At 30.7% G+C, this 25,651-nt stretch carries 23 protein-coding genes, 2 pseudogenes and 1 other annotated feature; of the genes and pseudogenes, 20 read left to right on the top strand and 5 right to left on the bottom strand.

The window, feature by feature from the left end; translation table 11 throughout:
• Window positions 1-38: 38 nt before the first annotated feature.
• From HWV59_RS13755 to HWV59_RS13745, 3 genes are read right to left on the bottom strand one after another with little or no spacing between them, the layout of a single operon-like run.
• On the bottom strand, window positions 39-1,721 hold the full coding sequence (locus HWV59_RS13755) for a site-specific integrase (protein ID WP_175639173.1): 1,683 nt from the start codon (window positions 1,719-1,721) through the stop codon (window positions 39-41).
• Window positions 1,705-5,199, bottom strand: a complete 3,495-nt coding sequence (locus HWV59_RS13750; protein WP_175639172.1) for a hypothetical protein — start codon at window positions 5,197-5,199, stop codon at window positions 1,705-1,707. The genes HWV59_RS13755 and HWV59_RS13750 overlap by 17 nt, the downstream gene beginning before the upstream one ends.
• 22 nt (window positions 5,200-5,221) lie before the next feature.
• Window positions 5,222-6,616: a site-specific integrase gene (locus HWV59_RS13745; RefSeq protein WP_175639171.1), complete on the bottom strand. Its 1,395-nt coding sequence runs from the start codon at window positions 6,614-6,616 to the stop codon at window positions 5,222-5,224.
• A 710-nt stretch (window positions 6,617-7,326) separates the two neighbouring features.
• Between HWV59_RS13745 and HWV59_RS13740 the strand changes: the two are divergent.
• The 4 genes and pseudogenes from HWV59_RS13740 (at window position 7,327) to HWV59_RS13725 (ending at window position 9,114) form a co-directional block, all read left to right on the top strand.
• Window positions 7,327-8,038, top strand: a pseudogene (locus HWV59_RS13740) (SDR family NAD(P)-dependent oxidoreductase).
• A 30-nt stretch (window positions 8,039-8,068) separates the two neighbouring features.
• Window positions 8,069-8,503: a putative periplasmic lipoprotein gene (locus HWV59_RS13735; RefSeq protein ID WP_235991730.1), complete on the top strand. Its 435-nt coding sequence runs from the start codon at window positions 8,069-8,071 to the stop codon at window positions 8,501-8,503.
• 95 nt (window positions 8,504-8,598) lie between these two features.
• The gene (locus tag HWV59_RS13730) at window positions 8,599-8,787 is read left to right on the top strand and encodes a hypothetical protein (protein ID WP_175639170.1); all 189 of its coding nucleotides are present in this window, start codon (window positions 8,599-8,601) and stop codon (window positions 8,785-8,787) included.
• 147 nt (window positions 8,788-8,934) lie between these two features.
• Window positions 8,935-9,114, top strand: coding sequence for a hypothetical protein (locus tag HWV59_RS13725; protein WP_175639169.1), 180 nt, complete (start codon window positions 8,935-8,937; stop codon window positions 9,112-9,114).
• A 133-nt stretch (window positions 9,115-9,247) separates the two neighbouring features.
• Here HWV59_RS13725 and HWV59_RS13720 read toward each other — a convergent pair whose 3' ends face one another.
• On the bottom strand, window positions 9,248-12,757 hold the full coding sequence (locus HWV59_RS13720) for a hypothetical protein (RefSeq protein WP_175639168.1): 3,510 nt from the start codon (window positions 12,755-12,757) through the stop codon (window positions 9,248-9,250).
• 569 nt (window positions 12,758-13,326) lie between these two features.
• Here HWV59_RS13720 and HWV59_RS13715 point away from each other — a divergent pair.
• The 5 genes and pseudogenes from HWV59_RS13715 to HWV59_RS13695 all read left to right on the top strand — a co-directional run bounded on the left by HWV59_RS13715 (window position 13,327) and on the right by HWV59_RS13695 (window position 16,745).
• Window positions 13,327-13,653, top strand: coding sequence for a hypothetical protein (locus tag HWV59_RS13715; RefSeq protein WP_175639167.1), 327 nt, complete (start codon window positions 13,327-13,329; stop codon window positions 13,651-13,653).
• Between the two features lie 146 nt (window positions 13,654-13,799).
• The gene (locus tag HWV59_RS13710) at window positions 13,800-14,813 is read left to right on the top strand and encodes a hypothetical protein (RefSeq protein ID WP_175639166.1); all 1,014 of its coding nucleotides are present in this window, start codon (window positions 13,800-13,802) and stop codon (window positions 14,811-14,813) included.
• 358 nt (window positions 14,814-15,171) lie between these two features.
• Window positions 15,172-15,327: pseudogene (locus tag HWV59_RS13705) on the top strand (dihydrofolate reductase); the annotation flags it as partial.
• Window positions 15,328-15,592: 265 nt separating this feature from the next.
• The gene (locus HWV59_RS13700; protein ID WP_175639165.1) at window positions 15,593-16,153 is read left to right on the top strand and encodes a GNAT family N-acetyltransferase; all 561 of its coding nucleotides are present in this window, start codon (window positions 15,593-15,595) and stop codon (window positions 16,151-16,153) included.
• Between the two features lie 166 nt (window positions 16,154-16,319).
• Window positions 16,320-16,745 carry an HIT family protein gene (locus tag HWV59_RS13695; RefSeq protein WP_175639164.1) on the top strand — a complete coding sequence of 142 codons (426 nt, stop codon included), beginning with the start codon at window positions 16,320-16,322 and terminating at the stop codon, window positions 16,743-16,745.
• 124 nt (window positions 16,746-16,869) lie between these two features.
• Here HWV59_RS13695 and HWV59_RS13690 read toward each other — a convergent pair whose 3' ends face one another.
• Complete coding sequence (locus HWV59_RS13690; protein ID WP_175639163.1) at window positions 16,870-17,064, bottom strand: hypothetical protein; 195 nt, start codon at window positions 17,062-17,064, stop codon at window positions 16,870-16,872.
• Between the two features lie 215 nt (window positions 17,065-17,279).
• Window positions 17,280-17,507, top strand: a binding site (T-box leader).
• 62 nt (window positions 17,508-17,569) lie between these two features.
• Here HWV59_RS13690 and HWV59_RS13685 point away from each other — a divergent pair.
• From HWV59_RS13685 to HWV59_RS13640, 11 genes are all read left to right on the top strand, one after another.
• Window positions 17,570-18,517 (top strand): acetamidase/formamidase family protein, encoded by a 948-nt coding sequence (locus tag HWV59_RS13685; RefSeq protein WP_175639162.1) that lies wholly within the window; start codon window positions 17,570-17,572, stop codon window positions 18,515-18,517.
• Between the two features lie 332 nt (window positions 18,518-18,849).
• Complete coding sequence (locus tag HWV59_RS27410; protein ID WP_328824259.1) at window positions 18,850-19,035, top strand: NUDIX hydrolase; 186 nt, start codon at window positions 18,850-18,852, stop codon at window positions 19,033-19,035.
• A gap of 13 nt (window positions 19,036-19,048) precedes the next feature.
• Window positions 19,049-19,321: an NUDIX hydrolase gene (locus HWV59_RS27405; protein ID WP_328824258.1), complete on the top strand. Its 273-nt coding sequence runs from the start codon at window positions 19,049-19,051 to the stop codon at window positions 19,319-19,321.
• A gap of 246 nt (window positions 19,322-19,567) precedes the next feature.
• A complete protein-coding gene (locus HWV59_RS13675; RefSeq protein ID WP_175639161.1) occupies window positions 19,568-20,368 on the top strand; it encodes a protein phosphatase 2C domain-containing protein in 801 nt (266 codons plus the stop codon).
• A 184-nt stretch (window positions 20,369-20,552) separates the two neighbouring features.
• Window positions 20,553-21,113 (top strand): histidine phosphatase family protein, encoded by a 561-nt coding sequence (locus HWV59_RS13670; RefSeq protein WP_175639160.1) that lies wholly within the window; start codon window positions 20,553-20,555, stop codon window positions 21,111-21,113.
• 191 nt (window positions 21,114-21,304) lie between these two features.
• Window positions 21,305-22,099 (top strand): class I SAM-dependent methyltransferase, encoded by a 795-nt coding sequence (locus HWV59_RS13665; protein ID WP_175639159.1) that lies wholly within the window; start codon window positions 21,305-21,307, stop codon window positions 22,097-22,099.
• Window positions 22,100-22,240: 141 nt separating this feature from the next.
• Window positions 22,241-22,708 (top strand): NUDIX hydrolase, encoded by a 468-nt coding sequence (locus HWV59_RS13660; RefSeq protein WP_175639158.1) that lies wholly within the window; start codon window positions 22,241-22,243, stop codon window positions 22,706-22,708.
• A 190-nt stretch (window positions 22,709-22,898) separates the two neighbouring features.
• A complete protein-coding gene (locus HWV59_RS13655) occupies window positions 22,899-23,369 on the top strand; it encodes an HIT family protein (protein WP_175639157.1) in 471 nt (156 codons plus the stop codon).
• Between the two features lie 714 nt (window positions 23,370-24,083).
• Window positions 24,084-24,473 (top strand): tautomerase family protein, encoded by a 390-nt coding sequence (locus HWV59_RS13650; protein ID WP_175639156.1) that lies wholly within the window; start codon window positions 24,084-24,086, stop codon window positions 24,471-24,473.
• 168 nt (window positions 24,474-24,641) lie between these two features.
• The gene (locus tag HWV59_RS13645; RefSeq protein WP_175639155.1) at window positions 24,642-25,088 is read left to right on the top strand and encodes a GNAT family N-acetyltransferase; all 447 of its coding nucleotides are present in this window, start codon (window positions 24,642-24,644) and stop codon (window positions 25,086-25,088) included.
• Between the two features lie 168 nt (window positions 25,089-25,256).
• Window positions 25,257-25,601 (top strand): HIT family protein, encoded by a 345-nt coding sequence (locus HWV59_RS13640; RefSeq protein WP_175639154.1) that lies wholly within the window; start codon window positions 25,257-25,259, stop codon window positions 25,599-25,601.
• Window positions 25,602-25,651: the final 50 nt, after the last annotated feature.

Here is a 25,651-nt window from a genome sequence, read left to right as displayed (position 1 = left end):
TCTACGTAATTACAATTAGATTGTCAATAAATTCTTTTTTACTCTTCACTTTCTTCAAACATCTCATCATTAAAATATGAGCCAATCTTTGCAAACTGATCAACTTGAGAATTCAGTTCATTAATTTTAGTGTTAATTTCACTAAAGGAATCCACGCTATTTCGATATAATTCATCAGAAAGAACAGTTCGTTGTAGTTTTTGAATCATATCTATCAATTCATCGATATTCTTTCTTCTTTTACCTAACTTCCTTTTTATTAACTCCTGTTTTTCTAAGAACTCTTCAGGTGAACAACCCCAATGATCACATAGCATACATTCGGAGGATTGACATCGTTGTAATTCATCAGTGCAAAAGCCAATTTCTCTTAACTTTAATTTAACTTTATAGGGCTTCTTAGGATACGCTTTATCTTTAATTACCATCGATATGAATCCTTCGAATTCTTTATTATTGTTTTTTAGATACTTATACTTTTTCATAAGTTGATGAACTTGTGAATCAACCCAATACTCATGATGGTAGGAATAATGGTATTGTGCTTGAACTGTTTGATGTCCACCTAATCTTGCTATCTCAATAGGGGAGATACCTTGCAACATTAAATTAACAAATGCAATATGTCTAGAATGATAGGGAGTTATCTTTTGATCTTTTGGAAAATCAATTTGATAAATCTTCAATAAAACCTCATTATAAAACTTTTTAATAAGTCTACCTAATATATGGTTAGAAAAATAATCAGGGTCTTTCTTTTCATCTCGATTGTTATTATCTGCAAATATTAAAGAGCGATAGGATATAAGAGTTTCTGTATTTCCATATTCATTTGTCATCTCAATATACTCATTAATTAGGTCTCGCAGTTCCTTATCAATCAATATTTTGTCTAAGATTTGAATCCTGCTATTGTTTAGCTTTTCGCGAGGAAGGTTAATATGGTATTTAATTTCTCCATCTTCTTCTACAGGATCGGGTAAACATTCTCTAACAATGTCGCAAAATTCAGAAGGTCTAATAGGTATTTTCGTCGTTAATTTCCACCAAATCAATATTGGAAAAAATAGAATTTTTAACTTTAATAGTTCATCTGTTAAACCAGCTTCATTGATTTTCTGGTTAATATCTTCAAAAAACTTGTTAAGATAATCTTCAAAAAGCAAAACGTTTTTTGATTTTGGTAACATCCTTATCTGGAACCCAACTTTTAGCTTGTTGCGTAATTCAATCAATTTAGGTGTATAAGTCTCACCAGATTGTAGATCGGAATAAGAAAAGAAATTTAACAGTGCGTTAATTCTAGAAGCCTTAGTAGCATCTGAATCGTCACTATTTTTTAATTCCTTACAAAAAGAACTAACCATTTTAACTGAAAAACCATCTGTTTTACTATAGGAAGTGCTTATAGTATGGAACAGTGACTTAATATAAGGGATAGTGTATTCACCAGTTTCCCTTAAATTTAAGATCCAACTTTTAATGATTAATACGAATTCTTCTTTGTGATACTTACGAAAAACAGTAAAATCAAAGGAAAGTGTATTACCCTTTAATTTTTCATGTTTCATTGTCCATAGCTCGCCATCAAATGTACCTTCAATAACATAGCCATCTCGCACTAATTGATTAAAGTACTTTTTAGATTGTACATGGCTTAGGGTGGAGACATACATTTCACCAGATGTTGGTGATAATTCTTCATCAGTTATTGCACTCAATCATTTCAACTCCTTTTTCAATTCTGTATTTTGAGGAATAAGTTAAGTAGCTCTCAACTGATTTGCCATTTACAGCAAATTTCATGACGTCTTCATAAATATTGTTTAGTTCGGCTAAACCAAAAGGGGTGTCATCAACATTTTTATTAAAGAAATCAAATATTATAGAACCAAATTCGCTATAAGCATCCATCAGTGCATCCATATACATAGCAAATTGATTTGCTAGTTTTGTTCGTTCAGCAGGGAACATCTCTGATTGTTCAAAAGAATCTACAATACCTTTCATAGTATGTTTAATACTTTTAATAATTTGTAAAATCGCATAGTAGTTAGGAATAGAAAAGGGACAACCTTGGCAATTTTCCCTTTCAGGTTTTTTACAACTTTCACTTGAGAAAATACATTGTATGTTTTCTTCCTTACTTGGCATTAAATTTGCATTTAAAGAAAAAAGGAGATCAGAAGCTTCTTTGCGTCCCATTTTAAGGATCATATCTGCTACAGTTCTCTTTTCAGAAAGAACAGAAAGTAAAAAACCACTCGTTGCCTCAACTCCTTTTAGTCCGCCAAAGCCTTTTTTAATAGCTATAATTTCTTCCGTTCGTTTAGCACGGTTGCTTTCATCAGTTTCGAAGAGAACATTAGCTAGCAGGTTGGGAATATATCCAAAACTGCCTCTTTTAAAAATGTTATCTACTAAAAAGTCAAGTTCTTTATCAGGAATGACTAGATAGATGTTAGTAGTTTCAAAATCAAAGTGACCGCGTAGTCTTTTAGCAACCTCAAGAGCTTGAGAACCTTTTCCTTTTTTAACTAATACCAAATACATAATGACAAGAAGGGTGCGATTCATTTTTCTATTCTCAAACTTAATGATTAAATCCCCAAAAAAAGAATCGCTTATTTCTTTCATAAATAGATTTCTATTATTACCAAAAGTAATTAGGTTTGTTGAAACTTGTCCTTTATCACTTATAACTTCTGGATAAAGTTTATTTGCTATAAATGTGCATATGATAGCAGCTGTTGCCAATGAAGCGGCTAACTGATCCGAACAATGAAAATGGTTAAACATTTTGTTTTTAGACATTTGATATTTCTTTAGCTTCAAAGGAAGTAAAATACGTTGAGTAAGTTCTTCAGTTAAGTTAAGATCTCTAAATTCTTCAATAGTTTCTATACCTAAAATAGATAAATCTACGCGAGGTATTAGATGGATAATATCATTATGCCTCCATGCATTGTTCAAATGGGCCAAGATATACATCCATGATGAAGCATAGTGGGTAAATTTTGCATTTTCTGTTTTCTCATTAGATAAGATATGTAACGCATCATCAATTGCTTTATTTTTATGATGTTCCAGATTGTTAGCATAGTCATAGATTGAATTAAACTCCTCATAGCTATAGAGTTCTTTTTCTTTATGTATAATTGTCTGCTTGTTTGGGTCCAATAGTTTATCAACTTTAAACTTAGTTTTTTGGTTTTTAATTCTTAATAATTTATGGTAAACGTTAATGAATGCAATTAATTTTAATCTGGTTCCTTTTGCTATATCGTAATTGAACATATGTGTGTTCAATGTGTTTGTTGTAATATCTTTTAGTTCATTGTCTTTAATGGTATTTACAAGCAACTTAGTACACCGAGCATAAATCCTGACTAAATCAGCAAAGGAATTTTTGCTAGCTTCTGAATTATGTAGTTTATTTTCTACAAATCCATACCAGTATTGCTCTGTTTCTAATGTGTTAATATCAAAATAAATTTTTTCGATTTTTAGTATTTCTTTAAATGCTTCGAATCCACTAGAAAGATCTAAAGACATTAGTCTTGTCCGTTTTTCTTCTTTTTTTATTAGTTCATATACGTCTTGAATTGCATATATATATTTGCAACCTTTAAATAATACCTTCATTAGAGTCGTAGAGAATACTACAGGTTTCAGTTTTTGTAATTGATTTCTTGTAAGATTAAATATCGTTAATGCTGTTTTAGAATCACAATAATCCCTCTTAATTGTATTAATTTTATTTATTAATAATTTATAGGATTCATATTCAAAAACATTACCCTTAGGAAAAAGGTGGTATGTTTTAAGGTTTTCTTCATTTTTGATTTTTTGAAAAGTATCTCTTCCTAATTTGTATTTATCTCTAATTTCTGATGGGGTTTGAATTTGATTAAGCATTCTTGTATAGGAGCTAATAAATTCAAGGGCATCCCACTTTGATATATATTGACCTTTAAGAATCAAAGTATCCATCATCATTTTGATTTTTAACTTTTCTATTTTAGGCACCATTATCTTGGGAAACAACTTTTTAATGACCTCGTCGAAAGAAATAAATGTACTTCTAAGATACTTTTTGGAAAAGTATGTGTTATTTGTTTTAATAAAAGATGCTGGTATTAATTCATTAAGTTTCACTGTGTTTTTTATATGCGGATTATAGTCAAGGATAAGGTGTAACTCATCCTTGGAAATGCTATTTATTTTACAAACATCTTTATAAGAATAAAAGGTTTCCTTTAAATAGAAAATGTCTTGTTTCAGAAAAAACTGTTTTGTAACCAAATATAATGGATATGGGTTATAGATCGTTCTGACATTATTTTCGTTACAAAAACTTATAAATTCTTTCATTGATACACGAGATTGGTCTTTATTCAGAAGATAACAATATGCTTCGTTGAAAGATAAATAATTTTCTTTAATATTTTTTATAAAAAATGCTATTTTTTCTATATCTTTTACATACAGAATAGGAAAGCCATTGTGATCTTTATTTAATTTTATGAACCCTTTATTAATTAACTCATTAAGTCCAGAAATAGTTATTTTGTACTTTCGTTCAGCCTCATTTCTATTAATCCAATCCCCTGAATCATAAAAAAATCGAAAGACTTCAAGTACAGCTTTTTTATCGATATATTGATAATTTATAGAAGATTTCTTTAATAAATCGTTTTTCTCTACAATTCTACCTAAACTAAATCTATTTAATGAAGTTACAGTTAGTACTTCATTAAATGAAAATACACTTGAGCGAAAATTCAGGACATCTTTTTTGTTATAGAAAAAGGTGTCATCTAGAGTACAAGAATCCTTAAAATACAATCTGCGAATTTTAAATACTTTGCAAATTTTTTCAATTAAATCAGTAAACAATTTTGGGAATATAGGCAACTCGTCACCTTTACTCAATAGCAAACTATATAGCTGCTCTCGTGTAATGTATTCATCTGTCAATGTTTTTTTGAATTTATATGTTTTAGATAATTGATTTAAGTCATTTTTTAAGATAAAGAATTCATCGCAATACTCTAAATAAGTAATGCTATTAGAATCAATAAGATGAAACAATAAAGAGGGTGATAAATGATTATATAAATTTGAAGCTTCTTTTATAGTGATCCATATATTGGGGTCTGCTGATTTTAAATCATTTTGTTCTTCTATTGGACCCATTAGTGTATCCTCCAATCATTAATTATGACTTCCGATAGTAGATTGAGCCATTTCGGTGAGTTATATCATATTGAGGTCGCCACTTGTCATTCTTAATGTCGTCGCTAATCAAGCCAAACTCCTTTTCATCAACCTTTTTTAATTCTTTCAAGGCCTGTTTGATCGCATCTTGTGAAAACTTATCATCAATATATTCAAATACTGAATCAATGCTTTTATCTCCACGGGCGATTGCAATTTGAGTAATTGTTAAGTTCATACCTATTAAAAAGTGTGTAAACACACCTCTACAGATATGGGAATTCCAATAACCTTTTTCTAGATCTTCTTGAATAGGGTGATCTTTAATAGAATCCAGGAAAAACTTTTTCACACGATTGAATCGCTTTTCATAGACCTTACCAGACATAGGATTTCCATTATCATCAATAAATAATGCTTGTGGATTGCTCATTTTATGTAGGTTTTTATCAAGCCATTTGATATGTTCCTCATAGACTTCCCATACAAGATCATTATCGAGTATGGTTTGTTTAGCCATTTTATTGTTTTTAAGATATGACAGTCGTTTAGGATTCAATTTTGTAATATCTTTAAGCCTAGAAAAAAGTAGTTTCCTGTTATCTTTAACTTGTACTTCCATTGATTTCCTAAGTGCGACATCCAAGTCTTTACGTGTAACATTTATCACTTCGCCTAACCTTAGTCCTCCATAAAATTGTAAGCAAAGACCAAGTGCAATGTTTGTATTAAGTGCTCTGGCAATTTGTATGAAATGCTGTGTAAGATAATACCGATCATCGCCGAAGTCTTTACGTTTTTGTTCTAAACCTTTATCTTTATCTTCATCCCCATCCTTATCCTTGTTTTTTAAAGTTACGGTAACATTATTAGGCAATTTCCTCCTTAACTTCGGATCACTAAATATTGAGGTTTCAATAACGGTATTTCCTTTTTTATCTATCACATAGGTGACTTCAAATTCTTCCTCTATATAGTTAAATTCTTTTAAATAATCATAGAAGCGGTTTAAGCAGGATTCGTAATCCATAACTGACTTTTTTTCTAGACCATCATAAGTTTTACTAGTAATAAATTCAGCCCCATGTAATCGAGTCAATCCCGTAATACCTTTACTTTTCAACTCTTTAAAATTGTCGTGACCTTCACGTGCCTTTTTATAAACGTAATTAAGGAATCTACAAACTATGTCTGCAGCTTTTTTCGCTGTGTTTAGTTTTTTACCATCGTCATCATATTTTGTGTAAATAAAATGAGAAAGAGGATGGCCGTATATAATATCTTTATCTTTGTCATGAATGCAGATTTGAACGTGGTTGACCTCAAAATATCGATCTCCGAACTTATCTATGCTTTTAACCAATCTTGAACAAAAATGTCTGTCTTTAGGATTCATATTTTCGCCTCCTTTGGTATGTATGAATATATGTTCTATTTTATAATGTGATTATATAAGAGCATACGTTCTATTTCAATAATAAAAAACGATATGATCAGTCATAAACTTCCTTTCATTTATCGATAAATCATAGGATGTTTCTATTAAAACCCATATCAAAAGCAAAGAAAATCCAATTAAATTGGAAATATGCTGTGGATAACTCAACTTTTTATAAAAACATTAAATTTATAAGTGTTTTATGTGGAAATACAATGATGTTTTTCTATTAAGTAAGTAGAAAATAAAATCTTTAATTCCAACACTTTAATAAAAGTTCATATTTTGCAAACATAATAGAAATTAAATGAATGAGTGAAGCAATAGAAGCACTAGCTCTTTTAAATAAGTGGGTTCTGTAACATTGATGTATATTGAGGATAACGCAAGGGTGATGATTAACGCATTGATCATAAACCAGTGAGAGTGTTAGCAATAACTATATTAAAAAGCACTAAAACTAGAAATTAATTTGAAATATGAGGAAGCTGATCTTCCGCAATCGGGCCAGATTGAGATTGTTGAACATCTAGAATGATGATCATATTTTTAAATTAGGAAATGCCTGTGAAGTAATACACTTTATTGGGAGGATTTATGGCCCTCTTTATAGAAGGGGAATAGGAATAATTTACAATTTTGTATTTATTCTATTGAGGGGTGAATTAATGAAAGGAAAAGTATTGATTACTGGTGCAAATAGAGGGTTGGGCTATGAATTGTTAAAAGTATTCCATTTGAAGAATTATGATGTATTTCCGTTGGTTCGTAGTGAAGAATCTTCACACAAGCTTTTATCTGAATTCCCGCATAGATGTTTCCCAATTGTTGCTGATATAGGTCTAGATAGTTGTAAGGAAATTATAAAGACCACTCTAGATCAGCATACCAAAGAGATAGATATTGTGATTAATAACGCTGGTATATCTGGGAAGGAATATCAAATTGAAAAGGTAACTTCTGAAGAAATGATGAATTTAATAAACATACATTGTCTTGGAGTCATGAGAACAGTTCAAGGTTCATTAGATTTTTTAAGCAATTCGTCAAATCCTAGAATAATTAATGTATCATCGCGATTAGGATCATTGACCAAAATGGTTTCTGACGAATTCAAAGATAGATATTTTTCATACTCATACAGAGTTGCAAAAGCCTCACAAAACATGCTTACAGTGTGCCTTTATCAGGAATTAAGAAAGAAGGGGATCCATGTTAGTGCAATAACATCCTGGAAAACTAAAAACAGGCACAGCATCAGCTGATGCTGATATGGAAGCCTCAGAAGCATCAAGATATATATTTGATTGGATAGAATCCATAACATTGCAACAGTCAGGCATGTTTGTAGAGCCAAATATAGGTGAAATGCCTTGGTAACACTAGTTCTTATTTTGGAGGAGAAGTAATATGAAGAAAATAGCTGCTTTATTACTTACAATAATGCTATTAACAGCTTGTTCAGAAACTAGCACCAATGACTATACATTTAGTGGAGAAAGTAAATATTGGGAAGCTGAATACCTCTATAAAGGAACAGAAAAATGGGGAGAAAAAGACGAAAAAAAAACTTATTCTAACGAAGATAGCTATAAGTTCGTATTAAAATATAAAGGTTCTTTAGAAGAGTTGTCTTCATTACAAAAACTTGAATACTCATATGAAACTATTAATAGTAGTGGGAAAAGCACTGAAAAGTTCACTGAGCCCCCATCAACACTAACATTTTCATCTTCAGGTAGTTCGGAAGGTGGGGCAAAAGTAAGTGAAGACGAAGTTATAATAGTAAACGTAAAATGGGAGGACTTTGAAGAGTCATTTGAACTTCATAATAATAGTAAGTAACTTTGTTAAACTAAGAATCGGATTAATTGAAGAATAATTGAAACCATCACTAATAAATTAACGTATACCTAGTAACTAAATAGGAGGGATGTAAAATGGCTTCCACTATAGCTGTCATAATCATTATATCAGCTGTACTTCTCGATTACTTCTGGTTTGATGTTGATAAAAAAAGATGGGGATGGATGGAAAGTTGGTCTAAGTTTAATAAGGGGTTATTCTTTGCTGGTTTTATAATTGCTTCGGTATTAATTTATCTTGGTTTAGACACAGAGTATTTCTAATTAAATTAAGCTATCATTGAACTATAAATAGCCTTGCTTCATAAAGAAGTAAGGCATTTTTTCTTATTCGACTAAAGAAGCAATTTAGTAGAAGAAGTTGGTTATTAGAGATAGTATTAATGAATAATGAAATGGGGAGTTTTATGAATGAATAATTGGTGGTACAGTTTTTACTTCTTGATATTAGGTGTCATTGCTTTTTTTACAGGAGAAATTATAACCTTTATAATGCTTGGCTTTATATTATTAAGCCTAAATAATATAAACAACACACTGAAAAAGATATATAAAGTTAATCAGCAAGATAAATTAGATTCAGGAGATTAGTTATTCTTATTGAAGTAACGGATGCTTTAGTTCTAGTATATTCTTCAACAATCGAGCGACATTCTGAATAAGGATGACGCTCTTTGTCGTTAAAAGGCCTGAACTTTATTAATATAAGAGTTTAAGACCTTTATTAATGATGTGGCTCAAATTGTTCCAATACATTGTTAATATTATGTTTTTGAGAAAAGGTTATGTAATTCTCAACAGATATTCCGTCTGCAGAAAAACCACTTACAGTATCAAATAATTCCTTAAGATCAGCTAATCCAAATGGGGTACCATCCTCACTTTTTTCAAAGAATTCAAATACAACCTCACCAAACTCAACATAAGCATCCATTAAAGCGTCCATATACATAGCGAATTGATTTGCCAGTTTAGTTCTTTCTGCAGGATATTGTTCTGCAAGATCAAAAGATCCTACAATTTCATATACCACACGCTTCATACTTTTTACTATTTGTAAAATAGCATAATAATTCGGAATGGAAAAGGGACATCCTTGACAATTTTCCCTTCCAGGTTTCTTACAATCCTGACTTGAGAATATACATTGTATGTTTACTTCCTTACTTGGCATTAAATTAGCATTCAAAGAAAACAGTAGATCCGAAGCTTCTTTACGTCCCATTTTAAGGATCATATCTGCTACAGTGCTTTTTTCAGAAAGGATATAATGTAAAAAACCACTGGTAGCCTCGATCCCTTTTAGTCCACCAAATCCTTTCTTTATAGCTACAATTTCCTCAGTTCGTTTAGCACGGTTATTTTCATCTGTTTCTAATAGAACATTTGCTAACAAATTAGGAATATATCCAAAACTACCTCTTTTAAAAATTGTGTCTACTAAAAAGTCAAGCTCTTTATTTGGAATGACTAGATAGATGTTAGTAGATTCAAAATCAAAATGACCGCGAAGTCTTTTAGCAACCTCAAGGGCTTGAGAACCTTTTCCTTTTTTAACTAACACCATATACATAATGACAAGAAGGGTACGATTCATTTTTCTATTCTCAAACTTAATGTTTAAATCTCCAAAAAAAGAATCATTATGATCACTGTTAAATAAGTTTCTCTTATTCCCGAAGGTAATTAGATTTGTTGAAGCTTGTTTTTTATCAGATACAACTTCTGGATATAGTTTATTTGCTATAAAGGTACATATAATCGCAGCTGTTGCCAGGGATATTGCAATAGGATCAGAACACTGGAAATGATTAAACATCTTATTCTTAGTCATTTTATATTTTTTCGTTTTTAATGGAAGTAGTAATCGTTGTGCAAGCTCATATGATAGTTCCAAATCTCTAAAGTCTTCCAAAGTTTTTATTCCTAAAATCGATAAGTCGACTCGTGGTATTAAATTAACAATATCGTGGTGTCTCCAGGCATTATTTAAATGGGCGAGAACATATAACCAAGTTGATGCGTAATAACAGTATCTAGGCTTATCTGACTCCTGATCGGATAAGATTTGTAGAGCATCATCAATTGCTTTATTTTTATGATGTTCAATGTTATTGGCATAGTCATAGACTTTATTGAATTCTTCATAACTGTAAAGCTCTTTTTCTTTAGGAGTAGTTGGCCCTTTATAGGGATCTAAAAGTTTATCGATCTTAAACTTAGTTATCTGATTTTTTATTCTTAATGAGTTATGGTAATGTTTAATAAAGGCTATTAATTTTTTCCTAGTGGTTTTAGCTATATTGTAATTGAACATATAGGTGTTCAATGTATTTGTGGTAATATCCTTGAGTTCATTTATTTTGATTGTATCAACAAGTAACTTAGTACATCTAGCATAAGTCCTTACTAATTCAGCAAAGGAAATTTGATTAGCATTTGAACTATGAAGTTTAAGTTCTACATATCCAAGCCAGTATTGCTCTGTCTCTAGGGTCGTTTGACTAAATGTTATGTTTTCTACTATTAGTAATTCATTGAATGCTTCAAATCCTAATGAGTAATCAATATAAGTATCCGAATTTCTATTATCTTTAGTCAGATTTCTTTCCAAATCTTTGATCGAGTACAGGTATTCACTTTTGGGACATATTATAGCCCTAATTAAAGCAGTTGTTTTTACACGCTTTATTTTTGAAAAGTCGATATTCTCAACTTCAAACATCTTTTTGGCCATATTTGCACTACAATATCCCTTATAATCATTTTTTATTTTCTTAATTTTTTTCTCGAGCTCAACAAACGAATGTTTTTCAATACATCTAATTTTAGGATAAATAAAATAGTGATCTATGTTTTCTTCTTTAGCTATAAGTTCCTTGTACATAAAACTAGTGATGTTATGCTTGTTTAGAAAATCACTTAAAACCACTGCATCGTTGTTAACATTAAAAAATTTATTAACGATTTTTTTGGGGAGAAATTTATTATTAATAAGTTGTTTATTAAAGGTCTTATTTGCTAAAAGAAGAGAGCGGAAGTTTTCTATTGGCCCTTTGTAAAAAGAATTTGCAACTTCAAATACTGTATAATGTGATTGTTTAAATTCTTTTAAATATTTTTCATTAAAAAGATGTAAATGTTTATGTATTACGTCTTTAGGTAATAAAGCTTTAAGAATTAAAGAATCTAACAATTCACAATTACTTTCAATTATAGTCAATAGATCATCATAATTAGCATTAATGAAGTTTTCTTGAATATCTACAATGGAGTAATATTTATCTTTTAACTTATAAACATCTTCTATTAAGTAAAATTCTTTTGACCTACTAATAGGTAATTCATTTATTTTCAGTTGGACTTGATTTTCTAGTAGAAATCTTTTTAGTTCTGTCCTTTTGGTATCAAACAGAGAAGGAATATTGGTGAAGAACATACTAATTTGTTTCAATGTAAAGTAGTTTTCCTTTAATTCGTCCATGTAACTAGCTATTTGTTTCAAAGTTGAATGTTTAATGAGTAATTTGCCAGCGTGGTCTTCAATAGTTTCAATAAGGTTTTTATCAATTAGAAGATCTATGGTCTTTTGATAAAAACCATAACTTTTAATGGCAACTTCCTTAGTAGTCCATTTATCTTGTTCGAATATCCACTGAAATTTTTCTTCGACTACATTGCTCAATAGATATGTTTTTCCGATATACGCTTCATTTAATGTTTTATTCTTTCTTATAATTCTTCTAAATGAATCATTAGAGTAGTTGGTATGTTTAAGAAGCTCATTTATTGAATAAACAATTGAACGAAACTTTACAATGTCTTTTTTATTGTAAAATTCTAAACTCTTGCAATCTTTAACGTAAAAATTTAGCACGAGCTTATCGATGTTAAATCTACGCGTTATCGTTTCTACTAGTTCATCCAGCTTTGCAGAAGGTCTCGGTAACATATCACCAAGATTCCTAAAGTAAGCAATAACCTCATTTTTTGTTAAGTAATTTTCTTCAAGCTCTTTTTTTAACTTATTAATATAAAGAAGGTCATTTATACTGATATATTGTATATTACCTTTTTTATGACACCCTAATTCCCCATTTTCTATTAAGTGATCAATAATATGATTTGATAATTTAAATTTAATCATTGCCTCGTCATAGCTGATCCATTCACTTTTTTCATGGTTTGATCTAAACGTTCTATTATCTTCTTTATTTAAATCTTCAATTAACATTTTAGACACATCCTATACCATTTAGTATTTGATCTTGATTGAAAAGAAAGCCAGTTTTATCAACATTAAAGTTAAAACAGTATCACGAACATATGTACCATTTACAAATCAATCATATACGAACATACGTTTTTTTTCAATATTTAACCTAAAACTGATTTCATAAAATCCTTGTGATTTTAAAAAGGATTAACGCTAGCTTTTACTGTTTACTTGTGTGATTTTAAGTGATAAATATCCGTGAGAAAGAGACGAAAATTGAAGACATTTACTATAGGGGCATAAACCCTACATGGGGGCTGCTTAAACAAAGTCTTCTTCTTTTGATCTTTTCTAGTGAACTAATTGTGTAGACAATTCTATAAAAAAATAAACCAGAAGATAAAAAGTGACTTATAATATGAAAGTTTACTTACTTATTTCACTTAAAAGTAGGTAATACAAATTGAAATAAAATAAAGAGGAGGTTCTAAAAAAGCAATATTAGTGACCGAGCCCAATAGTTCAGGATTTCAAATGATAAGAAAATATCTTAAAGAACTAAGAAAGAATGCTGAAAGGATGAAAAAATGGAATACGTTAAAATAAGCGGAGACAATGTGGTTATTGAAATACCAATTAAAGCGCTAGTCGATGAATTCAATAATGATCGTTATAACAAATGGCAAGGAATAAAAGTCAAGCAAAGAAATGAGTTTGCGCAGGGTGTTGCTCAAATCTTAGATGACATATTTTTTGATCTATCTATATATGGGGTTGAAAGTGTTAGTGAGTTTAATGATGTTTTACTACTCATTTTTGCGACAATTTTAGATAATAAAGATGATTATAAATGCGTTAAGTTCCCTAAAGTAATGAAGCCAATAGATGACTACCCTATAAAAGGTTTAGAATAAGACAAAGAAAAATTACAGAACAAAACTGATAGAAATATAAAGAATTAACAGTTAGAAATGAAACTGGTGAATTTACATTATATTACTAATCAATTAAACTAAAGTTATTAACAAGGAAATATAAATATTGTGTAAGAGAGTGTAACATGAAAAAACTATCAAAATTTACTTTTCTATTGTTCTTACTAATGGTTTTATGGAATTTCCTTTACCCAGTTATATCAGATGTTTTGCTCGGCGATACAAAGGACCAAATAAGTAAGGTAATCACACCTTATTTAAAGCCGATCGCAGCAAGTTTTTATATCCCTTTAATCTTACTTCTAATAAGCGTCATCTTCTTTGCTTATACTTTATGGAATGAAAAAGAGGCTTTGCAAGAAGAGTTAGATGATGCTAATGAAAAAATTGATCAACTAGAGAATAGAATTGGCAACTTAACTGATTCAAAGGTTTCCAAGCCGCAATTTACAATTGTATCTGACAGCAAATGTAGTAAGTTGAAATTTTTAGAAGAAAAGATGAAAATCTTCGTTAATAATGAGCGCAATATTAATGGAATACAACTTTATGAGTTTTCATTAACTAGTAAAGAAATTCGAATTGAAAGAGCAGTTGAATATATTAACGATGTAAGTAGCTGGGATAACATTACTTTAAGAATAAATAGTCAGTTATACACCCAATTTAAAGAAGCTATAAATAATCGTAAATTAAAGAAGTTTATAAATGATTGTCAGTCAACATTAGATTCAAAGGATTCATTAAGCTTAAACGACAATGATTTATACCAATACTGTTTAATGAAAGCAGCAGTAAGGATTTTGACTGATAATGGGGAAAAAGTATATAATTCAAGTATTAACATCAAGGTAGAAAACAACTTGTTTAAAATGAACAAAAGAATTGGCATTATTGAAGCCATCATCTATATTAAAGAAACAAATGACTTAAACTTTTATATATTTAAGAAGAGATACGGAGATCTTGAGAAATTTGGTCGATATTACTTTAATGCTCTATATTCAGTCAATAACAAACCACACATTTTGTTATTCACATTTGACAAGAATATAGAAGGCATGAGGAAATCAAATGAACCAGTTGATCAGATTTTGTTACATAAAGTTGAAGAATTTATGGAATTCTTAGAAAAATAATCTTATAATATGGATAAGAGAGGTGTTTAGATATGTTCAAGATGCTATCTAAAAATCGGAAGCAACATACAAAAGTTAGAATTCAAAGCAAGAAAAAGCCATATTATACTACAAAACTTGAGGATTCAGCAATGAGTGAGGTTATAACTTACAGATCATCAGGTAAGATGAAGAAAAGATACGGTATTTAAAACACTTAAAAGGAAATGAAAACAAAATAGAAATTATGAAATTTAAGTGCGATAAGATTTTTATCGTACTTTTTTGTTTCTATGTAAAACCATTTTTAATTTCGATCTAAATATTAAAGTCAATATTGTTGTTAAAGGACTTTTATTAGAAATTTCCAACAATCGGGCTGTTTATCACAAAGATACAACATGAATTCGAAGGAGATACTTTTTTTCCAGAAGTGAATTATGAGGAATGGAGTGAGGTATTTGTACAAAAAGGGATAAAGGATGATAAAAATCCATATAACTACTTTTTTCATGTATATGAAAGAACATATTAAGTTAACAGTGTTTTAACTTAATAACATCTTCAACAATAGAGCGCCATTCTTGAATAAGGATGTCGCTTGTTTAATAGCCAGAAAGTTGAAGATTAATGTTAAAGCATAATAGAGGTTGGAAAGAAATGTTCTTAAAGAAATGTTCTTAAAGTAACGCTCAGTTTAACATAAGAAGGAATTCCATTTATTGTATCGAAAAGTATATAAACAAGGGTAATAAATTCAGAAGTTATTAAAAAGAATATAAAGTTGGTGAGAGTAAGTAATGAACCCATTGTTGATTGAATTTCCTTCTGAATTTTATACTGATAGATTGCTGATACGTATGCCTAAACCTGGTGATGGAAAAGCAGTTTATGATGCAATTCAAGCATCAATTGACGAACTTAAACCTTGGATGCCCTTTGCACAGAAAGAACAATCTGAACAAGAGACTGAAATTAATATTAGAAATGCTTATGTAAGATTTATAAATCGTGAGGATTTACGACTGCTTATTTTCCTTAAAGATACAGGTGAATTTATTGCTTCGTCTGGGTTACACCGTATTAATTGGGATGTTCCAAAGTTTGAAATTGGGTATTGGATAGATACTCGATATAGTGGGAAAGGCTACATAACCGAAGCTGTTCAAGGAATCTCTAATTTTGCTTTTAATGAATTGAAAGCTCGTAGAATTGAAATACGGTGTGATTCAAAGAATGAAAAAAGTCGTAGGATCCCTGAAAGGTTAGGGTTTACTTTAGAAGGGATTTTTAAAAATGATGCTATTTCAGCTGATGGAATAGGACTTAGAGATACATGCATATATGCTAGGATAAAATAAATTTGGTATACGATTACGTTTCTTAAAGCTTTTTTACTTATGTTGGAAGAATAGTACTTAAAATAACGGAAGCAATAGTACAAGTGCTACCTTCAACAATCGAAAGCGCAAAACTTGAAGATAAGGATTGTGCTTTTTTATTAATGGCAAATGGGGTGAAATCGAAATGAACTGTTTAGGTTGTAAATTAGCAAATAAAGAAGAAGCAGTTAATGTAGTATACGAAGATGACTATGTTTGTTGTATCTTAGACCACAACCCTTATAACGAAGGACATATACTGATTTTACCTAAAAAACATATCCGATACTTTGATGAACTTGACGAAAATACTGGGAAATCGATAATTAAGGCATCAGGAATTATTTCAAAAGCTATAAGAAAATTGTTTAATCCAGATGGTATAACTATTTGTCAAAACGGTGGAGTTTTTGATGAATTAACACATTTTCATATGCATATTGTTCCTAGATATGAAGGACAAGACTTTGCAGAATTCTATACAGAAGATGGAAAAACACACATTGAAGAAGTAAACAAATTAGAAGAGACAAAAAGAAACATTATTAAAACTTTGAATGTATTGAATTAAAATCCAATACATTTTGATGAACAATCTACAGCAATCGATCGACGAGCAAGGTTTTGATAATTTAAAAGTTTGCAATAAGCAAGTATTATTTTTACCTATTATTTATTAGGATTTCTTTTTGAAGTTAAAATATTTCATTATCGATTTCTAATAAAGCTTCGCTCAATGCCTTACGTTTAGCATATAACTCATAGATTTTCGCTCTTTTTTTGATAGTATATCTGCATATATCTGCAACTTTTATGTTAATAGCTTCAACACTAAAGGCTGAGAAAAGATTCATACAAAGAAAGATTATTACAAACCTTCTTATATACATAAGTTCCCTCCTTGTATAAAGGTTAATTTATATTGTGTTAAAAATTGGTTTTTTATGTAAATAACCATAATGTACAAGATATATAAGATTGAATATGTAATTATTTTAAGATAAATGCAAAATGGTTTAGGTGAATACAAAATAATGGAATTAAATAGTAAATAAAGGTTGATTATTCTTTAATAAAGTCTTAGAATAATTAAAATCAGAAAATTCAAAACTCAATGATTGGGATTATTAAGGATTATTCATCGAATAGAGAGCTGTTGGTTGGTGAAAGACAGTCGATGAACTCCCCAAGTCACCCATAAGTGGCAAGGCTGATGTCTAATGATTAGGTCTTGACAGGTAACCACTGTAATCAGGTTTAACAAGTGGATTCTTAGACAGTTAATTGAATCAAAAAGAGTGGTACCGCGAAGGCAAAACCTATCGTCTCTTTAATTAGAGATCATAGGTTTTTTTATTTAGTCTCTTCAATTAAGTAAATGAAAGGATTTTTTCTATGAAAACATATTATGTAAAACCTGAAAGATCGACTCTACACGGTTCTTTCTCTAGAGATTACCCTCCAATACTAACAATTGATTCAGGTGATACTGTTCGTTTTTCAACTCTTGACGCACTTTGGGGATTAGAGCCATTTAGTACAACTGGAGACCGTAAAGCCTTTGAAACCAAAGATTTAAAAGGAAACAGTGGTCATGCACTCTGTGGACCTATTGCAATTCAAGGTGCTGAGGAAGGTATGGTTTTAGAGATAAGAATTAATGAAGTTATCCCTGAATCGTGGGGGTGGAGTTTTGCTGGAGGCTCAGCTCAAGTAAAAAAACGACTTGGGATAAATGTTGATGAGGGCTATCACTTGAATTGGAACTTAGATGTTAAAAACATGATTGGTGTCAGTCAATATAACCACAGTGTGGATATAAAACCTTTTATGGGGACAATGGGAATGCCTCCTAATGAACATGGAATTCATTCTACTGTACCTCCAAGGTATTGTGGTGGAAACATTGATTGTAAAGAACTAGTTAAAGGAAGTGTTTTATACCTACCAATACCTGTTAAGGGCGGATTATTTTCAGTGGGAGATGGACATACAGTCCAAGGTGATGGGGAAGTTAGTACTCAAGCAATTGAGTGTCCAATGGATCTTGTTGATTTAACTTTTACGCTTAATAAGGATTTAAAACTATCGATGCCTCGTGCATGTACTCCTGCAGGTTGGGTTACATTTGGATTTCACGAGGATCTGAATGAAGCTAGTGTGGTTGCTCTAGAAGGAATGCTAGATCTTATGGAAGAACTATATAGCTTTAAACGTAATAAAGCCTATACCTTAGCTAGCTTAACGGTAAATATGAGGATTACTCAAATGGTGAATGGGGTTAAGGGTGTCCATGCTTTATTACCTCACTATGCAATCGCTAAACCCATTATTTTTCAGTGAAAATTGTGGGGGGGAAATAGAAATTTGCATGACCCTGATAATCTTATTTATGATATTTCTTGGAAGTCAATAGAAGAAATAAAAACTTTAAAATTAAGCTTTCTCGAAGATAAAGATTCTCTTATCAATTACATAACCGAAGTATCTTATTCTAACCCGTATTGAACTAAAGGTTATTTTTAGTTTAAACAGGTTTTTTTCCATATAAACGCTTATCTAGGATGATGAAATGCTTGTTCCTTTAGAAGGTAGTTTGTTAGAGATCAGTGTGAATCGATTGTAAAGAACTGTAATAAAACCAACAATGCAACTTATCTATTAGGAGGGTTTTAATGAACATTAGAAATTCATCAAAAGCAATTATAATGAATAGTGATGGAGACAAGATATTACTTACAAAAAATCGAGATAGAGAAGGTTTCTTTTATCTTTGTCCTGGTGGTGGGCAAGAGCATGGTGAAACACTTCATGAAGCCTTAAAAAAGAGAATGTTTGGAAGAGGTCGGATTCCAAATTAATATTGGAGAACTATTGCACATACGAGAATATATAGGAAAGAATCATGAATACTCAACAACCGATTATCATGTTCATCAAATTGAATACTATTTCGTTTGTGAACTGAAAGACAATGAAAATTATCATATAGATCCTATTGATCCTGATAGTCATCAAGTAGGAATGGCATGGGTACAAGTAAATGATTTAATGCAATACAGACTTTATCCGAAAGAAATTAAAAAATATATTGTTAAACACTTTAATAGAGAAAAAGCTCCTGTTTATCTTGGAGATGTTAATTAAACATTATTAAAGTGCCTAACCCAATTTAAATCCATATAATTATAGAAAATCCACACTTTAATTGGATATTTATGTTAAAATATATGGATTATCTAAGATGTATTCCCTAACAATTACCATAGGATTGAACGGTTTCTATTTTTAATTGGAGGATCTTTTAATGAAACTAATTCGAAAGAACATTCAGTTGTCTGTGCAATCAATGGAGAGCACATACCATAATAATAGAAAGTTAAGTGATTTATCATGAATGATTATAGATGGGTTGGGAGCCAAAAGCATTTTGTGGATGAAATTCACACCGAATTGTTGATAAAAAATGTTGTAATAGGTCATTTTGGTGGTAATTCTTCAACAGGACAATATAACAATGAAGATGGATGTTTATTTTGGATTAATCAGGAAGAAGATTGGGAGTTTGCTATTATCCTAGATGCTCATAATACAGCGCAAAGTGCAGAATTAATTCTTACAACCTTTGAAAAAGAAAAAGACTTATTGCATCAAATATTAAAACTACAGTCTGGAGAAGCTTTTGATAACATATCTACTTTTATTCTTAGTATTTTCAAGAGTGAAGTCTTTCGAGAAGCATGTAAAAATGTTCAAGGAGAAACAGCATGCTTATTTGTTATTAGGAAAGACAAGTTTCTTTGGTGGCTGTCGATAGGAGATTGCATACTTTATTTGTTTCACTCTGAACTTAAAGCGCTTGGAGAATTTCAACAGAATCATAGAAGTTTTTATGAATGGGTAGGTCAAAATAACACATTTGACTTAGCAGTACCTTGTTACAGTTCTGGTAGAAAAGAATTAAGAAAAGGTGAAAATCATATTTTCTTAACAACCGATGGGCTTATCGAGTGTCCAAATACTAAATTTGACAACCCAGTTGAAATTTTTAATGCCTTTGATGGATTATCCAATCAAGATGGTGTGCAGCAATTATTAGAAGAAATTAAGGAAAATAATGTACGCGATAGCACAACTATAATTTCATGGAAAGTGACTACCAACAATTTTGCAACGCTGCCTAGCGATATTTAGACAGATAACTAGATAGTCAGTGAGTTATCTATAATAAATTTGTAATATACATTAAGCGTTTAGTTTGAAGTATGAAGAGGTAGTACTTAAACTTTCTTCTTATAAGAGTTAAGATCAGTTAAGTTTAATAAAGTAAATGACTATTGATCTTTAAATAAAGATTATTCTATTGGAGAGGATAATTTTGCTAACTAATTTGTACTTTGTACGTCATGCACATTCCACATATACACCAGATGAACTAGGCAGACCTTTATCTACAAAAGGTTTTTCTGATGCAAAAAGAATTACTAACATCCTTGAAAATGAAGATATAAATATTATTATTTCTAGTCCATACAGAAGAGCTGTTCAAACAGTCGAGGGAATTGCAAATGTTATAGGCAAAGAAATTGTGATTGAGGATGGCTTTAAGGAACGGATCTTGTGTGTAAAACCTGTTGAGGACTTTAATTTAGCTATTACAAAAGTATGGGAGATACCAACCTTTACTTGGGAAGGTGGAGAATCTAATGTTAATGCCCAGAAACGGGGAATTAAAGCTACTTTAAATGCTTTAGAAGCGTTTGAGGGAAAGAACATTGCAGTAGGAACACATGGTAATATTATGGTCCTTATAATGAATTACTTTGATCAAAAATATGATTTTAGTTTTTGGAAAGACCTTGAGATGCCTGATATATATAAATTAACATTTGATAAAAAGAATTTGATAGACGTAAATAAAATTTGGAATAAAGCATAAGGTTATTATTAAAAATTAAGGTTTACTTTATTAGTTGATCTTAAGTAATAAAGCGCTTTCTATAACAAGAAAGGCGCTGTTTTAGTTTAAGGCAATATTGGATAAGATCATCATATGTTTGGTAGTACTGGTTAATCAAAAGGTGCATTCTTTGTGGTTAAGAAAATTTATAAGGAAGGAAGAATGGTTTAATGATAGATTACGGTAAAAACTTGTTTGAAGGAACAGCAAGATATTATTCGCAGTATAGACCTATATATTCAGCCTCTTTAATAAGGTACTTAATTAAGAAGTTTTCTCTCGACGGTAAAGGACATATGCTTGACTTAGGCTGCGGATCGGGACAATTGGCATTCAGGTTATCCGATTGGTTTGAAGGAATAGTTGGGATTGATACAGAGCCTGAAATGATCAAGGAAGCGATGCGACTTAGCAAAGAAATAAGAGTTGAAAATATTGAATTTTTTAATGGGGATCTTGATAAATATAAGGTTAATTCAAATAAAAGCTTTAAATGTGTGACTATTGCAAAGGCATTTCATTGGATGGACAGGGAGAAGGTTCTAGAAACGTTATATGGAATGGTCTCCAATGAAGGAGGAATTGCTATAATAGACAATTATTCTCCAAATAAAAACCTTTTACCTTGGCAAGAGAAAGTTAATGAATTAGTAAGTCTATGGTATGGAAATGAACGAAGAGCTGGTAATTCTACATACTCGCACCCAACCATTAGTCATCAGGAAATTGTAGCAAATTCAAAATTTAATTTAGAAAGTTATCAAATTCCTACATATGATCAAATGTGGTCAATAGAATCAATAATCGGTAACTTATATTCAACTTCCTATGGATCTAAAAGGTTTCTCGGAGATAACGTAAATTCATTTGAACAACATTTAAAAGAAGAATTGTTATCTATCGAAAAAACAGGTGTATTTAAAGAACAAATTAACACAAAGGTTATTCTGGCTTTAAAAAACTAACTAATGGCCATCTTAAGTAACCAAGTACATTCTTGAATAATGATGTCGCTCTTTTTCATTTATAAGGCCAGATTGAATTCAAGAAGGATAATCTATCTTAAATAAAGAATAAGAAACTACCAAAGGGAAAAGGAGAAAAAGATGGATTATATAAAACATTTAAGAAGTATGGTTGGAAACGAAAAAGTAATAATGGTGGTGGCGGGTGCATTTGTTTTCGATAAGGAAAATCGCTTGCTTATGCAAAAACGTACTGATAATGGACAATGGGGATTTCCAGGAGGATTTATGGAATTAGGTGAAAGCGTTCAGGATACTGCTAAGAGAGAAGTTTACGAGGAGACTGGACTTCTATTAGACGAACTTAAACTATTTGGAATTTATTCTGGCCCTCAATATGACAAGACATTTTCTAATGGAGACCAAGTAGCATTAGTGCTAATTTCATTTATTTGTAAACATTACAGTGGGGAATTAGTTGAAAGTAACGAGGAGTCCATACAAAATCGCTTCTTTCCACTTGAAGAAGTACCAGAAAATATTTTTACCGAACATCAAATGTTGCTCGATGATTTATTATCAAAAAAACCACTTCCGATTATTGGGTAATCTCGAACAATATTATATTAAATACTTTGTGAATAAATGCTATAAACCTAAACGGATGCTTTCCTGATAAGAGGATAAAGCATCCTTTTTTGTAGAAGTTATTGAACTAAGTGTGCAGGATATTGATAAGAAGGTAATTTCTGTTAAAGAATCGAATATGTATATAGAATTATACATGGAGAGTGACAATATGAGTGAGGATTGGAAAAAAGACCGTTTTGGAGCTATAGAACGTGGAGAAAATCCCATGGTTCTTACAAAAATGAAAAGTGGTTATGCAGTTATTGGGGATACTCAGTTTTTACCTGGATACTGTGTTTTACTTGCATATCCGAAGGTTGACAATCTTAATGATTTAACAATTGAACAACGAAGTAATTATTTAATAGATATGAGTTTGATAGGTGATGCAATTCAATCTGTATGTAATCCTAGACGCTTAAATTATTCGATGTATGGGAATTCAGATGCTTTTTTGCACTCTCATATTTTTCCTCGCTATGAGTGGGAACCTGAAGATAAGAAACCTTATCCAGTTTGGCAATACGGTGACTTATGGCATTGGGCAGAGCTACAATACAGTGAGGATAAACACGGTAAATTAAGAAAGAAAATAACAGAAAAGTTAATTGAAATAATGAAGGAGAAATATGGTGATTAGACCTGCCTTCATTATTAAATGGTGCAAGTGTATTAGAACAGAACTTAATTGTAGCAGCGTTTCTTCTTCACTGACGGATCATGTTAGTTGAAGGAGTTATACTTCAATATTAATTAGGATATGTGTTTATCGCTCCCTTTCAAAGTGGGAAGCAGGACAGGAACTCTATCAGGTAGCAATAAAGGCTGTTATATTAGATAGATTAGAAGGATATTCAAAAATAGAAGTATTCCTATCTGCTTGTGAAACAGCCTCAAAATGGGGTTGTGAAATATTGTACTTAAACTAATCCGTGTGTTAATTGAAAAAAATAATGAATATCCTGAGGATCATTAAGAGTTAGTGAAATAGTCATCATTACAAACAAGCGCTTACCTGGAAAAAGGATAAGTGCTTGTTTTCCTTTAAAATGACCAGATAATAGCATTATGAATAAGGAGATTAAATTAGAATTAGAAAGTAATGGTGAAGTGACAGAAGTATCTTTTAATGCAGATTAATAGAGGAAGTTATTTCGATTCTTTTATCGAATTTCATTTGGAAAATGAGGTTTAAGTAATTCAGTTGGATATTTATGTTAATATATACATAGGTAAATAGTTAGGATTTCCATAACATGCATGAAAGCAGCAAGTTTTGCAAGTATGATAAATTCTTGATTTTTAGAAATTTTTTCTTGAAAACGAATTTAATAAAAAAGATAGGAGTGGTTACATGCCGTTAGTTAAAGTGTATCTAAAAAATAGAGAAGATATTGACAAACATGGAATTGCAAATAGCTTAAGGAATATTATGCAAAAAATATTACATGTGCCTGTACAAGATGGACCAGTAACCTTTTTAGAAATTGATGCTTCAAGTTGGTTTATGCCTGAAGGGTGGGAGGAAGAGTTTGTGTTTGTAGAGGTATTAATGTTTCCAGGTCGAAAAAAAGAGACTAAAGAAAAATTAATCACGGAATTTGCAAACGCTTTATCACACTCTTTAAATATAAGTAAAGATTCAGTAATCACTACCTTACATGAACCTAGCCTTGATAATTGGGGTATAAGGGGAGGAAAGCAAGCTTCTAGTACTGGTATTAGTTTTAACCTAGAAGTATAAATGTAGCAATTCTTAATCTATAGGTTTAAGAATTTTAAACAATCGGAGCACATTCATGGTGAGATGTGCCTTTTAAAGTTTCAACACAGGGAAAGTCAGTATTATTAGTCAAAACATGTAAAATAAATAATCTTTAAGCTATAAAACATTCAATGTAGGTGAGAAGAAATGATTAGAGCAGCAACTTTATTGGATATACATTGTATAACAATCCTTAAACAAAAAATGTTTAAAGAAGTTGGAATGGAAGGTCTTCTTAAAGGTAATTTTGTTGAGGAGGTTGAAAAGACATATAAAGAATTGTATGACTTAAGTAAAGCAACTCACTATGTAATTGAACACAATAATAAGATCATTGCTTGTGCTGGAGCTTTTATTAAAGAAGACATTCCATATTGTTTTTATAAAGAAGATAAATACGGATTTATTGGAGATGTCTATGTAGATCCTGAATATAGGAATCAAGGTTATGCACGGAGGTTAACAAACGAAGTTTTAAAATGGTTTTCTAAAAGAGAGATTCATACAATCCGATTATTAGCAAGTGATAATGCAAAATCATTATACAAATCAATAGGTTTTACTGAAACTGATCAAATGGTATTTCGAACATAGCAATACTCTTTTTTTAACCTAAATTCATCTGCGATCTTCTCCAATCGAGCGAAAGTATTATATAAATAATCGCCTCTTGACCTAACTAGCAAGTTTATAGAAGAAGGGGTTATTTTCTTAATTAGAGGATTAATAATGAGTTATCAATTTTTTTGTGGGGGATCTATTATGGCAGCAAACGAATTCAATGACTTTTATTGTAATGAGGTACTAAGTGGACGTACACCTGTAGAAATAGTTAGAGAAACCGAAAATGTCCTTGCTTTTTATCATACTCGTCCTTTTTATGAAGAACATATTGTTGTAATACCCAAAAGGCATATTCTATCTATAATTACTGTTAAACAAGATGAATTGGATATATTGAAGGAAATTTTTAGTGTTATTAAGGACATTGCTACCGAAATGAACAAGAAATTTGGTGCTTGCACAGTTTCTACAAACGTTGGAAGCTATCAAAGCACTAAACATATGCACTGGCACGTACGCTATGGTAATAGAATTAGGGATTAAGGAATAATTTCATTGTCATATCAAGTTTATATATAGAGGGAATATCAGAT

The organism is Metabacillus schmidteae (assembly GCF_903166545.1).
In the GTDB taxonomy this organism is placed as follows: Bacteria; Bacillota; Bacilli; order Bacillales; family Bacillaceae; genus Metabacillus; species Metabacillus schmidteae.
The sequence above is the reverse complement of the archived record's forward strand: the minus strand, read 5'-3'. Positions and strand labels throughout refer to the sequence as shown.